Genomic DNA, 14,499 nt, shown 5'->3' with positions numbered 1-14,499 from the left:
CACCCCCCCCACCTGCGGTCTTATGTCGACCTGAACCCTCATACCCTGCTTTTTCGTCAAGATCACGATCGGCTCCCATTCGGCCACATTTGCTCGATCCGAGCCACCGGGAATCACATCGAGCAACTGTTAACCTGCGCCTGAATTTTTTTCGCTGATTCATGAGGGGTGGGGCGTGAGACGCTTTAGCGAGCGAACGCGCAAGAGAGGGCTTTCGTTGGCATTGGCCACCGCGATATTCGCTGGTGTGCTGCCGACCGCAGCAGTGGCGGCGGGGGGCGAAAGCCGTTTGCGGCTACCGGAGTTGAAGCAGCCGAAGGCCGTTCCGGTGTCCGGCATGCGGGTGGGGGGCACCGTACGGCCCGACGCCGCCTCGCGCACGGTGAAGCCGAAGTCCGCGTGGCCCGCGGCGGACACCGTCCGGGTCCCCTCAGGCCGGGGCGGTCGGGCGGGCGAACTGCCGGTGTCCGTGTTCCCGGAGCCGGCGGCGCGTCCGAAGACGGCCGGCGCCCATGCGGCACCGGCCGCGGACAGCGAAGTCGAAGTCTCCGTCACCGACAGACAGGCGGCCCTCAGGGCCGGGGTCGACGGCCTGGTCCTCTCGGTCCAGCGCCTCGAAGGGGCGGCGGCTCCCCGCACTCCGGCCACGGTCGAGGTGGACTACGACTCCTTCCGTCACGCGTACGGTGGCGACTGGGCAGGACGACTGCGACTGGTCCAGCTTCCGGCCTGTGCGCTGACCACCCCGGACCGTCCGGTGTGCCGCACCCAGAAGCCCCTGGAGACCGACAACGACGTCCAGGGCGGAAAGCTCTCCACCCGGACCGCTCTGGGCTCCACCGCGATGGTCCTCGCGGCGACCGCCGAGGCCGGAGGTCCCACCGGCGACTTCAAGGCCACGTCCTTGCAGCCGTCGGGCAGCTGGAGCGCCGGCGGCTCCACCGGATCCTTCAACTGGTCCTACCCGATCCAGGTGCCTCAGGTGCCGGGCGGCCCACAGCCCTCGATCTCTCTCGGCTACAGCTCACAGGCGGTGGACGGCCTGACCGCGGCCTCCAACACCCAGCCCTCGTGGATAGGTGACGGCTGGTCCTGGGAACCGGGCTTCATCGAGCGCAAGTACAAGTCGTGTGAGGACGACAAGACCGGCGGGACGAACACCACCAAGGTGGGCGACCTGTGCTGGTTCAACGACAACGCCACACTGAATCTCGGCGGCAAGAGCACCGAACTGGTATACGAGTCGGGCAAGGGCTGGCACCCCGCCTCCGACAGCGGCGAGAAGGTCGAGAAACTGACCGGCGCCGTCAACGGTGACGGGGGCACGGACGGCGACGACGGCAAGGGCGAGCACTGGAAGGTCACCGGCACCGACGGGACCCAGTACTTCTTCGGCCTGAACCAGCTGCCCGGCTGGACCGACAGCGGCAACGTCAATCCCGGAGACGACAGCCCGGTCACCAACTCCGCCTGGACGGTCCCGGTCTTCGGCAACCACTCGGGCGAGCCCTGCTACGACGCCACGTTCGCCGACGCCTGGTGCAAGCAGGCGTGGCGCTGGCAGCTCGACTACGTGGTCGACCCGCACGGCGCGGCGATGGCCTACTACTGGAACACCGAGGCCAACAACTACGGTCGCAACGTCTCACAGGACGGCAAGGCCACCGTCACCCCCTACATCCGGGGCGGCTGGCTGGACCACATCGATTACGGCCTGCGCGACGACGCCGTCTACACCGGCAAGCCCATGGGCCAGGTCCAGTTCTCCGTCGCCGAGCGGTGCCTCACCACCTGCGGCACCTTCGACGAGACCAACGCCAAGAACTGGCCCGACACCCCCTACGACCTGTACTGCAAGGACGGGGTGACCGAGTGCAAGAGCCAGTTCTCGCCGAGCTTCTGGACCCGCAAGCGCCTGACCGGCATCACCACCAAGGTGCTCACCGCCACCGGTCACAAGGAGGTCGACAGCTGGACCCTGGACCAGAACTTCCCGCCCTCGGGTGACGGCATCTCCACCCCGATGTGGCTGAAGTCCATCCAGCACACCGGCAAGGCGGGCGACACCCTCACGCTTCCGGCCGTCACCTTCGCGGGCGAGCAGCTGGCCAACCGCGTCGACAAGACCGGCGACGGGCTCGCACCGTTCATCCGGCTGCGCATGTCGCAGGTCACCACGGAGACCGGTGGCACGACCGGGGTCTACTACTCCCCCCAGGGCTGCAGCCCCACGGCACTGCCTCCGGCGGACGGCACGAACACCACCCGGTGCTATCCGGTGAAGTGGGCCTTCGAAGGTGAGACGGCCGAGCTGGACTGGTTCAACAGCTACGTGGTCACGCAGGTCGTCGAGGGCGACAACCTGGCCGAGTCCCCTGACAAGGTCACCACGTACTCCTATCTCGACGGGGCCGCCTGGGCCAAGAGCGACAGCGAGTTCACGAAGCCCGAGGACCGGACCTACTCCGTATCCCGCGGATACGAACGCGTCCAGACCCGTACAGGCGCGGCCGACGACCCCCGCACCCTGACCGAGGCCCGTTACTTCCGCGGTATCGACGGCGCGACGGTCAAGGACTCCCGGGGCGTCGGGGTCACCGACCGCCCCGAGTTCGCGGGCATGGCCCGCGAGAACCTGACGTACAACGGCGACGACACGTCGAAGCTGGTGACGTCGACCTCGTACACCCCGTGGCGCTCTGCCGCGGTGGCCACCCGCGTCCGGGCCGGTCTGCCGGCGCTGGTGTCGTACAAGACGGGCGTCGAGAGCGAGACCGCCCGGACGACCGTCACGGGCGGCACCCGTACCACCGAGCTGACGCGCACCTTCGACGGCTACGGCATGATCGCCACCGAGTCGTTCACCGGTGACAAGGCCAACCCCGGCGACGAACAGTGCACCACCAAGAGCTACGCCCGGAACACCGGGAGCGGCATCCTGGACCGGGTCAGCCGGGTCGAGACCGTCGCCGTCCTCTGTGGGGCGACCGTCTCCCGGCCCGGCGACATCATCAACGACGTCCGGACCTATTACGACGGCGGAACCCTCGGCACCCTGCCGGGTACCGGCCTGATCACGAAGACGGACAGGATCAACGGCAAGGGCGACGGCTACGACGTCGTCAGCAGTGTCCCGAGCATCTGCGGAACGGACGGTCTGCAGCTCTGCTACGACGTCCACGGCCGGCAGACCGCCGCCGCCGACGCCTACGGGAAGGTGACCCGGACCGCCTACGTGCCCGCCTCGGGCGGCCTGGCGACCACGGTGACCATCACCAACCCCAAGGGCCACACCGAAACCTCGGTGATGGACCCGCTGCGAGGTCAGCCCACGCAGGTCACCGACGCCAACAACAGGGTGACGTCCACCGCGTACGACGCCCTCGGCCGGGTGACCGGGGTCTGGCTGCCGACCCGTTCGGCCGCGACCTACCCGGACTCCCCGAATCACGCGTTCGAGTACACGGTCCGCAAGGACGGCCCCGTCATCACGGCCACGAAGACCCTCGGCCACGACTCCACCTACCGGACGGCCTACGCCTTCTCGGACGGCCTGCTGCGGCCCCGGCAGACGCAGGAGCCGTCGCCCGACGGCGCCGGACGGCTGATGACGGAGACCTACTACGACACGCGCGGGTTTGCCTGGCGTTCCTCCGGCCGGTTCTTCGCGACCGGCGCCGCGGAGCCGCTACTGGCCACGGGTGAGGCGCTGAACTACCCGGCTTCCACGGACACCGAGTACGACGGCACGGGCCGGGTCACCGCCGTGATCTCGAAGCGGTTCGGCGACGAGACCACGCGCACCACCACCTCGTACACGGGTGACACCACCACCGTGGTCCCGCCCCGAGGCGGCACCGCCACGACGACCGAGGTCGACGCCCTCGGACGCACCGTCACGCACAAGCAGTACACGGCCGCGGACCTGTCGGCCGGGCAGACCTCCTCGTACACCTACGACAAGCGTGGCCGCGTCGCCACGACAGCCGACCCGTCGGGTTCGACGTGGACGTACACCTACGACGTCCGGGGGCGGCTGAGCCAGCTCGACGACCCGGACAAGGGCACCTCGAAGTACACCTACGACCAGGGCGACCAGGTGACGACCATCACCGACGGCCGTCTGATCACCCTGAACACCACGTACGACGAGCTCGGTCGCCCGACCGCCCTCAAGAAGGGCACGACCCTCCTCGCCGAGTGGGCCTACGACACGGCCACCAACGGCAAGGGCCGGCCCGCCAAGTCGGTCCGCTGGGTGAACGGCCAGGCGTACGAGTCGGCCACCACGTCGTACAACGCCTTCTACCAGCCGGTCCTCCAGCAGGTGACCATCCCGTCCGTCACGGGCCAGACGGCGCTGGCGGGCACGTACAAGTGGACGAACTCCTACAACGCCAACACCGGCCAGGTGATGTGGGTGATGCAGCCCGCCGCCGGTGGGCTGCCCTCGGAGAAGCTGGCCAACACCTACACGGCGGGCGCCGGACTGCTGAACACCGTCGGTGCCGGCACCGACCCGATCATCTCCGCGAACACGTACGACCACTACGGCCGCAACATCAAGCAGGAGTACGGGGCCTTCGGCCAGCACCTCTGGGCCTCGAAGCAGTTCGACGAGCACACCGGCCAGATCACCCGCTCCTACCTGGACCGGGAGGTGGCACCGCAGCGCGTCGAGGACGTCAAGTACTCCTACGCCCCCTCCGGCGCCATCACCTCCATCGCCTCGGCCTTCGGCCAGGACGCCGCACGCACCACCGACACCCAGTGCTTCCAGACGGACGCCCTGCGCCGGGTCACCGAGGCCTGGACCAACACCGGTGAGACCTGCGCCGCGGCGCCCTCGACCTCGGTCGTGGGCGGCCCCGACGCCTACTGGACGTCGTACACCTACGACGCCGTCGGCAACCGCAAGACCGAGACCGACCACAAGACGGCCTCCGGCCCGACCGCGGACACCCTGCGCACCTACGCGGCCCCGGCCGCCGGCAAGCACAACCTGCCCAAGGTCACCCAGACCGGCACCGACCCCCACGAGGAGACCTTCACCTACGACGCCTCGGGCAACACCGCGACCCGCAAGATCGGCGCCGCCGCCCAGCAGACCCTCACGTGGAACGACGAGGGCCGCCTCGCGACGGTCGTCCAGGGCACCAAGACCAGCAGCTACGTCTACGACGCCGAGGGCGCCCGGCTCCTGCGCACGGACTCGACCGGCACCACGCTCTACCTGCCCGGCGGCAACGAGCTCAAGCTCGACAAGGCGACCGGCACGGTCACCGGCACCCGCTACTACAACGTGGGCGGCCAGGTCGTCGCCATGCGCTCCGGCGGCAAGCTGACGTTCGTCTTCAACGACCACCACGGCACCGGCTCCACCCAGGTCACCGGCGACGCCGTCCAGACGGTGGTCCGGCGCAAGACGGGCATCTTCGGCGAGACCCGCGGCGCCCAGCCAGCCGCCTGGCGCGGTGACAAGGGCTTCGTCGGCGGCACCAAGGACGCCGACACCGGCCTGACCCACCTCGGCGCCCGCGAGTACGACCCGGCCATCGGCCGCTTCGTCTCCGTCGACCCCGTCATGGACCTGGCGGACCCGCAGCAGACCCACGGATACACCTACTCCAACAACAACCCCGTCAACCTGTCGGACCCGAGCGGCCGCAAGCCGGCCGAGTGTGTCGAATTCGGGGTGACGTGCCGGTTCAGCACCACGACCGGCTGGGACGTCGGTGGTCAGGACTTCACGGACGATCCGTACGAGAAGACGCTCACCCACGCCACCGAGGACCAGGCGGACCGGAAGGCCCGAACCAACAAGAAGCTCGCGCACAAGCAGCGTGAGAAGCGCTTCTTCGAGATCTGGGTGCTGGAGAAGCACGAGTACGGCGAGGTCCTGGACAAGTACCGCGACGCGATGGAGTTGGGCTGCCGGGGCGCGGGCCGGGAGAGAATAGGCTGCAAGTGGAACAGCTACACCCAGGAGAACGGCATCGAGTTCTTCGGCTACGAGCTGACAGACGGATGGGACGACCACGTCAAGGAGGTCCTGAGCCGGATCGACGAGTCCTGGATCTTTGCCGACGAGAGTCAGCCCAACCTCAAGAACAAGGACGTCCCTCTCAAGTTCTCGGACAAGGAGTTCGAAGTCGCGTGGAAACTCGCCAAGGAGGGCCACAACGTGGTCGCCCGGGGCGAGGGCCGCAGCAAGTCGCGCTGGGCACCCGGCGCGGCCGGGTCGTTCGACGCCTGGGTCGACGGGATCCGTACCGAGTTCAAGGACCTTTCGCCGCAGGGCAAGAACGCGCGCAACTCCATTGCCAAGGAGATCCAGAGCGGCTGGAAGCAGGGTGCTGACGCCGTGATCGTCCGCCTTCGTGACCACGACGAGGAAATGGCGAGATCCGCGATCAACTCGGTGCGGGTTTCGACCCAGAAGCCCGTCGGCCTCACCAGTATCCGCATCATCGGTGACGACTTCGACATCACCGAGAACCTCCGCTAGCACCAGCTGGAAGACAGAGACCCGCCCCATGGACACAGACCACATCATCGAAATCCTCCGAACGGCCGGATTCACCGCCCCTCGGGAGGGCGTGGAAGAGGCCCGCTCGCGTTCCGGAGCCCGTGTCCTGGGCCGCAGGATCACCGAGAGCGGTGCCGAGTCCGTGTGGCGGGAGCTGTTGGCGGCGCGGGAGAGCACGGGGTTCCACCCGCTGCTCTCCCCGCTGTCCCCCGCAGAGCTGGTGGCGGGGGAACCCGCCGAGCCGGACGTCTTCGACGACCGGGCCGTGACGGCACCCCGCGAGATCGTCGCCGAGATCACGGCGGCGGCCCTTGAGGACTGCCTGTCCTACGCGGAGGACGAGGCGGGAGAGGAAGAGTGGCGGGCGGACTTCGACGCGGAACTGCTCGCCGAGCAGATCTCCCCCGTGGCCGAGACCGCTCGCGTCACCGACTTCCGACCGGGCTGGCTGTGCCTGGTGGAAACCCGGGACGGCTGGGCCGTCCCGGGGATCCTGCCCGGGTATCCGTACGCGCCCGCCTGGTCCCACGGGCCGGAAGGCCGACCGATGTTCGACTCGGACCACGCGGCCTTCCTCCACACCTGGCACGACCGGTTCGGAGCCGAACTCATGTACGTGGCCGACCGGGTGCTGGCGCTCGATGTGGCCTCACCGCCGCAGGAACCACTGGCAGTGGCTGAAACCGCGATCGAGCAGTACGCGTACTGCCCGGACGGCAACGACACCGCTTCCTGGGCGAACCGCTGGACCCGTTCCGGGACATGGACGTTCCTCTGGGACTGACATCAGCACGTCCGGCACCAGCCGGTCAGCGCGTGAGCGTTCCCTCCAGGCGGACCCTTCCGCCCAACTCCACGATGCCGTCAGGGCCGGGGGCGGTGAGCAGCTGCGAACCCCGGCCCTGCGTGATGTTCAGGGCCCGGCCGAGTTCCGCCGTGAGCAGCAGCGCCGCCGCGCCGGTCGCCTCGTCCTCGTCGATGCCGTCGCCGCGCCCCGGGAACGCCCGCGCCCTGATCCGGCCCGCGGCCTCCTCCTCCCAGGCCCAGGCGTAGATCCACTCCCCGGGTTCGGGGATCTCCAGAGCGTGCACCTCCGCCGCGGAGCCGTACTGGCGGAGGGTCCGCGGCGGCGCCCACTCGGCGCGCGCCTCGATCCAGGTGAACTCGCCGTCGCCGCGCACCCACACCTCGCCTGCGGGCGGGTGGACGACCTCCAGGTCGAGCAGCCAGGCGGCGCCGACGAGCGGGTGCCCGGCGAACGGCAGCCGCAGGCCCGGGGTGTAGATGTCGACGATGCCGCGCTCCGGGTCGTCCACGAACACCGTCTCGCTGAAGCCGAGTTCCTTGGCGAGCGCCTGCCGGGAGGACTCGTCGGGGTGGGTACGGGCGTCCCGTACGACTCCGAGCGCGTTGCCGTACCGGCCGTCGCCCGCGCAGAAGACCCGGAGGACGTCGATGTCAGTGGCGGTCGTGTTCATGGCGGAAATTGAACCATTCCGCGACCTGGCGGCAGGGCCGCACCCGCCGATCGGGTACGGCCCCGCCCCTCGGGGAGGGAGGCTCAGGACTCCATGGCGCGGCGGCGCACGGCGATGACGACACCGGCGCCCGCGGCGGCGAGCAGGCCGGAGGCGCCGAGCAGGAGACCGGTCGGGGCGCCCGAGCCGGTCGCGGCGAGGGAGGCGGAGCCGCCGACCGAACCGGACCCGCCGGTCGTGGCGGAGCCACCGATCGTGCCCGCACCGCCTACCGTGCCCGCGCCGCCGGCGGTTCCGGCGCCGCCCGTGGTGGACGAACCGCCGGCCGTACCGGAGCCGGTGGTGCCGGAGCCGCCCGTCGTGGACGAGTCACCGGAGGCCGCCGCGGGCAGCGAGGCGCCCTCGCCGGCCGCGAGGGTGACGGTCACCGGGTCCATGAGGGTGCCGGGGTCGTAGCCGCCCTGGCCGCCCGGGGAGGCGAAGGTGGCGGAGCCGGCCTCCGTCAGCTTCGCCGGGACGTTCGCGAGGGTGACGACCCCCTCGTGCGCCGTCCAGTCGGCCTTCGAGAGGTCCAGGTCGGCGAAGGCCACGTCGTTCCGGGCGCTGGTCGCGGTGGTGACGTCGGCGGTCAGCGTGCCGGTGGCGCCCGTCGCCCGCACCTTGACGTCGCCGATGCTCCAGTCGATGCCGTGCGCGGCGCAGACGAAGGCGAGTTCGCCGGTGAAGCCGGCCTCCACCTTGCGGGCGTCGGCGTCGAGGTCGGCCTTGACGAAGGCGAAGTCGTACGACGAGCCGTTCTTCTTCGCGCCGCCGGAGGGGGTGACCGTGCCGCCGCAGTTGTCACCGACGTACCTCTGCCAGCTCTGCTTCACGCCCCAGCTCAGCCTGCCGTCGAGGACAGCGGAGGGGGCTGTCGTGGGCGCGGAGGTCGTGGGGGCGGTGGTGGTGGGCGCGGTCGTGGTCGGCGCGGAGGTGGTCGGCGCGGTCGTCGTGGGGGCCGTCGTGGTCGGGGCCTGGGTCGTCGGAGGCGGGGTCGTGGGAGGCGGGGTCGTCGTCGGGGGCGCCGTGGTCGGCCTGCTGCCCGCCTTCACCGTGAGCGTGGCCGCGTCGAGCGCGTCACCCTCCTTGTAGAAGCCCGCGAACGCCGCCGCGCCGTCCTTCGTCAGTTTCGCCGGTATGTCCTTGAACACCATGGCGCCGCCCGCCCCCTGGGCCGGCCGGACGCCGGTCATGTCGAGCGCGGCGAAGGCGATGTCCTGGCGGGTGCTGACGGAACCGTCCTTCTCCTTGGTGACGACGTCGGCGGTGATCTCGCCGGTCGGCGCGGCCGTGCCCCGCGTCGACAGCCGGACGTCCGAGATACGGATGTCGAGCGCGCCCCTGTGGGCCTCGAAGTGGACGCCTCCCTTGAAGGAGTTGGCGGTGGCGTGGGTGGTCGTGTCGTAGGTGCCGGTGCCGTCGACGAAGGTGAAGACCCCGTGGTCCGCGGCCTGTGTGGCGCCGCCCTCGACCGTGGTCCTCCCCTGGGCGAAGGGCTTGGCCAGGTACGAACGGAAGGTCTCCTTGATGCCCCAGTCGAGCGTGCCGTCGCTCAGCGTCGTCGGGCGGCGGGCAGGGCGAGGGCGACGGCGCCCGTGCCGAGGGCGGCCGCCGTGGCGACGGCGGCGGCCAGGGTGACGGAACGGCGCAAGGGGGTGGCCATGACGGGGTTCTCCTAGGTGGGACGCGGGGGGCCGGAAAGTCGTTCAGTGCGTGGGGGTGGTGGTACGGCGACGGCGTACGGCGGTGAGGACCGCGAGCGCGGCGACGACGAGCACGCCCGCGCCGATCGCGAGATACGTGCCGGTGGAGGAGTCGGAGGCCGCGGCGGCGGGCCGGGCGGAAGAAGCGGGCGGGGCGGAAGAGGCTGGCGGGGCGGAAGAAGCGGGCGGGGCGGCCTTCCCGGTCGCGGCAGCGGACGCCGTGGCCTCGCTGCCAAGGTCCGGCAGCGCGGGCAGCCGGACTCCGGTCTCCACGGCGACGGCCAGGGACACCGGGTCCATCGTGGTCCCGGCCCGGTACATCCCGCCGAAGGCCTTGGCGCCGCCTTCGGTGAGGGTGGCGGGGGCCTCGGTGACGACAGCCAGGCCGTTCCTCGGGGTGAGGTCCCGGGCCGTGAAGGTGACGAGCGGGACGGCCTTCGTGGTCGTCCCCGCGCTGGTGACGTCGGCGCCGAGGGTCCCGGTGCCGCCGCTCACCTTCACGGTGACCCGGTCGAGCGTGAGGTCGAGGTGGGCGCCGGTGAAGCGGACGCTGCCCGCGAAGAGGGCGTCGAGGGTCCCGCTCCCCGGGTCGTACGTGCCCGTGCCGCCCGGGAAGCGGAAGAGCGCGCCGCCGTCCTGGGCGCCCCCGGCGAGGGTCCACTTCCCTTGGGAGACGGCCCCGCTGACGTACTCGCGGAAGGTGCGGCGGACGCCCCAGTCGACGGTGGCGGCCCTCAAGGTGCGCGAGCGCTCCCCGGAGTGACGCGCCGTGGGCGACGAGCCCGTGGGGGGCTGTGCGGTCGGCCGGGCGGTCGCGGTGATGGTTCTCTTCGGCGCCAGGACGTCGACCGTGAGGCTGACGGGGTCGAGCGGGGTGCCTGCCGGGTAGTAGCCGGCGAAGGCGGTGGCGCCCTGTGCGGTGAGGGTGGCGGGCACGCCGGAGAGCGAGAGGGGGCTGCCCGCGCCGCGCATGTCGAGGGAGCCGAGGTCCAGGGTGGCGAGTGGCACCCGGGAGGTCACGGTCACCCGCCCGGAGCCCTTGGACCTGCTCGCCATGTCGGCGTAGAGGGTGCCGTGTCCACCCTGGACGCGGATCCGGGGGCTGCTGACGGTGAGGTCCAGCTCGTTCGTACCATCCGCCTTGCGGTGGCCGGTGAACCGGACGCCGCCGCCGAAGGCCGCTTCGAAGGCGCCGCTCGCGGGGTCGTACGAGCCCTGCGCGGAGTGGAAGCGGAACTGGCCGCCGCCGACGGTGGCGGCTCCGCCGGTGAGGCCGTAACTCCCTTGCGCGATGGGCCCGGTGACGTAGCTCTGGAAGGAGGACTTGATGCCCCAGTCGAGCCGTCCGCCCTGCACTGTACGGCTCTCCGCGTGGGCGGCGCCGGCCGGGACGAGGGCCGCGAACAGGGCCGCGAACAGGGTCACGGCGAGCGCGCGGGCGGGTCTGGACAGCGGCATGGAACCCCTCCGAGGGCTAGCTAGTTAGGTAAGGCTAACCTAAACTGCATCGAGCTGAACACAGCAAGAGAACGAACGACAGGACGGTGTCCGGTGCGCAGAACTCGCCTCGCGGGAGCGCTGACAGCAGTGCTCGCCCTCGCCCTCACGGCGACCGGCTGCGGCAGCGGCAGCGGCAGCGGGGAGGGGAGCGGCGGCAGCAGTGTGACGAGTCCGGGCGGCGCCGCCCAATCCGCCGCCCCCGACCGGGTCGAGCCGCTCGCCGCCTCGGCCGCGCCCCGACTGCCCGTCACCGTCCCCTCCGCCGACGGACGCACGGTCACCGTCACCTCCGCCGAACGGATCGTGCCGCTCAGCGGCTCCCTCAGCGAGATCGTCTTCACCCTCGGTCTCGGCGAGCGCGTCGTCGCCCGCGACATCACCGCCACCTTCGAACAGGCCGCGGACCTACCGGTGGTGACCCGAGCCCACGACGTCTCCGCCGAGGGCGTGCTCTCCCTCCGGCCGACCCTCGTCCTCGCCGAGAGCACCACGGGACCCGCCGAGGCCGTCGCCCAGATCCGGGACGCGGGCGTCCCGCTCGTCGTCGTGGAACCCGCCGGGGCACTCGCCGACGTCGGCACCCGCATCGACGCCGTCGCCGCCGCCCTCGGCGTACCGGACGCCGGCAGCGCGCTCGGAAAGCGCACCGAGGAGCGGATCGACGCCGTACGGAAGGGGATCCCGGCGCGCGAGGAGAAACCGCGGGTGGCGTTCCTGTACGTCCGGGGCTCGGCCGCCGTCTATCTGCTCGGCGGGGCCGAGTCCGGCGCGAGCTCCCTGCTCGAAGCGGCCGGAGCGGTCGACGCGGGCAAGGAGTCGGGACTCACCGAGGACTTCACCCCGATCACCAGCGAGGCCCTGGCGAAGGCAGCGCCCGACGCGATCCTCGTCATGAGCAAGGGACTCGCCTCGGTCGGCGGGATCGACGGCCTGGTGAAGGTCCCGGGCGTCGCCGAGACCCCGGCGGGCGCCGACCGCCGGGTCGTGACCGTCGACGACGGCGTCCTCCTCAACTACGGCCCGCGCACCGACCAGGTACTGACGTCCCTGGTCGGCCAGTTGTACGGGGAGGAGGGCGCGTGACGGCGCTCCGGAAGGCCCCACCGGAGAGCGGGCCGACGGCCGTTCCCGGCATGAGCGACGCACGCGGCGACGCCGAAGCCGCCCCCCCGGCCCCGTACCGCCGCTCCCCTCCTCACCCTCGGTCTGCTCGGCGTCCTGCTCCTGCTCGCCCTGCTCTCCGCCGGAATCGGGGCGTACGAGATCCCGCTCGGTGACGTCCTCGCCTCCGGCCTGCACCGGACCGGGCTCGGCGGCCACGCGCTCGACCGCACCGCCGAGAGCGTCCTGTGGAACATCCGGCTCCCCCGGGTCGTCCTCGCCGTCCTCGTCGGCGCCTCGCTCGGCTGCGCGGGCGCCCTGATGCAGGGCGTGTTCGGCAACCCGCTCGCCGAGCCGGGCGTCATCGGCATCTCGGCGGGCGCCGCCGTCGGCGCGGTCGGCGCGATCGTGCTCGGCCTCACCTTCCTCGGCAACTGGACGGTGTCCTTCTGCGCCTTCGTCGCCGGGCTCGCGACCGTGCTCCTCGTGTACGCGATGTCCCGCTCGGGCGGCCGTACGGAGGTGGTGACGCTGATCCTCACCGGGATCGCGGTGAACGCCTTCGCGGGCGCGCTCATCGGGCTCTTCCTCTTCTTCGCCGACAACGCGCAGGTCACGCAGATCACCTTCTGGCAGCTCGGTTCGCTCGCCCAGGCCACCTGGACCAAGGTCCTCGCCGTGCTGCCGTGCGCGCTCGTCGGCCTCGCCGTCGCCCCCCCGCTACGCCCGCCGGCTCGACCTGCTCGCGCTCGGCGAGCGGCCCGCGCGCCATCTGGGCGTGGACGTGGAGCGGTTGCGGACCGCGCTGATCCTGGTGGTGGCGCTGCTCACGGCGGCGGCGGTCGCGGTGGCCGGGATCATCACGTTCGTCGGGCTGCTCGTGCCGCATCTGCTGCGGATGGCGAACGGCCCCGGCCACCGCTTCCTGGTGCCGGGCAGCGCGCTTGGCGGCGCGGTGGTCCTCACTGCCGGCGACCTCGCGGCCCGTACGGTCGCGGCCCCGGCCGAACTCCCCCTGGGCGTCCTCACCGCCCTCCTCGGCAGCCCGTTCTTCTTCTGGCTGCTGCGCAGGACCCGTCGCAGGCAAGGTGGCTGGGCATGACATCCGTACGGCTGCGAGGACTGTTCCGAGGACGGCTCCCGGCGCTCCCGAACCGGCGTCGCACGCGCGCGCTGCCCTCCCCCGCCGCGTTCGGCGAGGTGGTCGCCGAGGCCGTCGGGGTCCGGGTCGCGCGGGGGCGCCGGGTGGTGCTCGACGGGGTCGGGATCGAGGTGCGGGCCGGGGAGGTCCTCGCCCTGGTGGGGCCCAACGGGGCCGGGAAGTCGACGCTGCTCGCCGCGCTCGCCGCCGATCTCGCCCCGAGCGCGGGGGAGGTACGGATCGGGGGACGGCCGGCGGACGACTGGGCGCCCGGTGAACTCGCCCTGCGGCGGGCGGTGCTGCCGCAGGACGCCGCGCTGTCCTTCCCGTTCCCCGTCGCCGAGGTGGTACGGATGGGCCGGGCGCCCTGGGCGGGCACCGAGCGGGAGGACGAGGACGAGGCGGCCGTCGCGGAGGCGATGGCGGCCACCGAGGTCGGGGCCTTCGCCGCCCGCCCGTTCTCCGGCCTCTCGGGCGGCGAGCGGGCCAGGGTCGCGCTGGCCCGGGTCCTCGCCCAGCGGACCGGCCTGCTGCTGCTCGACGAGCCGACGGCGGCCCTGGACCTGCGCCACCAGGAACTGGTCCTGCGGGTCTGCCGGGAGCGCGCGGCCGCCGGGGACGCCGTGGTGGTGGTGCTGCACGACCTGGGGCTCGCGGCGGCCCACGCGGACCGGGTCGGGGTGCTGCACGACGGCCGGGTCGCGGTGGCCGGGCCGCCCGCGGAGGTCCTCGGGGCGGAGCTGCTCGGCCGGGTGTACCGGCAGCCGGTGGAGGTGTTCCCGCATCCACGGACCGGGGTCCCCCTCGTCGTACCCGTACGAGGACGGATTCGGGACGAATCCCCCTCCTTGACCGGTCCTTGACCAGGTGATGAGAGCCCCGTGGAGTCCCCGTGACCCGGCTGTGTCCGGTCCGCCGGATGTGAGAGCCGGATCACTGGACGGGCGGGTATGGCTGAGGTAAGCCTCGGTTAAGTTAGGTCCGCCTCAGCCGCGTTGCCCCTGTTCC

7 protein-coding genes and 1 pseudogene are annotated in these 14,499 nt (G+C 71.5%); 5 read left to right on the top strand and 3 right to left on the bottom strand.

Translation table 11 applies throughout. From position 1 onward, the window contains the following. The first annotated feature begins 304 nt into the window (after positions 1-304). Complete coding sequence (locus ACIRB7_RS08515; protein WP_403594179.1) at positions 305-6,508, top strand: RHS repeat-associated core domain-containing protein; 6,204 nt, start codon at positions 305-307, stop codon at positions 6,506-6,508. A 28-nt stretch (positions 6,509-6,536) separates the two neighbouring features. Continuing rightward, positions 6,537-7,313, top strand: a complete 777-nt coding sequence (locus ACIRB7_RS08510) for a DUF4253 domain-containing protein (RefSeq protein WP_403594176.1) — start codon at positions 6,537-6,539, stop codon at positions 7,311-7,313. Positions 7,314-7,338: 25 nt separating this feature from the next. Here the strand turns inward: ACIRB7_RS08510 and ACIRB7_RS08505 are convergent, their stop codons facing one another. From ACIRB7_RS08505 to ACIRB7_RS08495, 3 genes are all read right to left on the bottom strand, one after another. Next, entirely contained in the window at positions 7,339-8,007 is a 669-nt protein-coding gene (locus ACIRB7_RS08505) for a PhzF family phenazine biosynthesis protein (protein ID WP_403594173.1), read from the bottom strand. A gap of 83 nt (positions 8,008-8,090) precedes the next feature. After that, positions 8,091-9,551 carry an HtaA domain-containing protein gene (locus tag ACIRB7_RS08500; protein WP_403594433.1) on the bottom strand — a complete coding sequence of 487 codons (1,461 nt, stop codon included), beginning with the start codon at positions 9,549-9,551 and terminating at the stop codon, positions 8,091-8,093. 201 nt (positions 9,552-9,752) lie between these two features. Continuing rightward, the gene (locus ACIRB7_RS08495; protein WP_403594171.1) at positions 9,753-11,207 is read right to left on the bottom strand and encodes an HtaA domain-containing protein; all 1,455 of its coding nucleotides are present in this window, start codon (positions 11,205-11,207) and stop codon (positions 9,753-9,755) included. Between the two features lie 93 nt (positions 11,208-11,300). Here ACIRB7_RS08495 and ACIRB7_RS08490 point away from each other — a divergent pair, with 93 nt between their 5' ends. The 3 genes and pseudogenes from ACIRB7_RS08490 (at position 11,301) to ACIRB7_RS08480 (ending at position 14,354) form a co-directional block, all read left to right on the top strand. Next, on the top strand, positions 11,301-12,332 hold the full coding sequence (locus tag ACIRB7_RS08490) for a hemin ABC transporter substrate-binding protein (RefSeq protein ID WP_403594168.1): 1,032 nt from the start codon (positions 11,301-11,303) through the stop codon (positions 12,330-12,332). A 102-nt stretch (positions 12,333-12,434) separates the two neighbouring features. After that, positions 12,435-13,452: pseudogene (locus ACIRB7_RS08485) on the top strand (FecCD family ABC transporter permease); the annotation flags it as partial. Then, positions 13,449-14,354 carry a heme ABC transporter ATP-binding protein gene (locus ACIRB7_RS08480; protein ID WP_403594165.1) on the top strand — a complete coding sequence of 302 codons (906 nt, stop codon included), beginning with the start codon at positions 13,449-13,451 and terminating at the stop codon, positions 14,352-14,354. The pseudogene ACIRB7_RS08485 and the gene ACIRB7_RS08480, both read left to right, overlap by 4 nt. Positions 14,355-14,499: the final 145 nt, after the last annotated feature.

The organism is Streptomyces sp. NPDC093795 (assembly GCF_044764665.1).
Classification (GTDB): domain Bacteria; phylum Actinomycetota; class Actinomycetes; order Streptomycetales; family Streptomycetaceae; genus Streptomyces.
The sequence above is the reverse complement of the archived record's forward strand: the minus strand, read 5'-3'. Positions and strand labels throughout refer to the sequence as shown.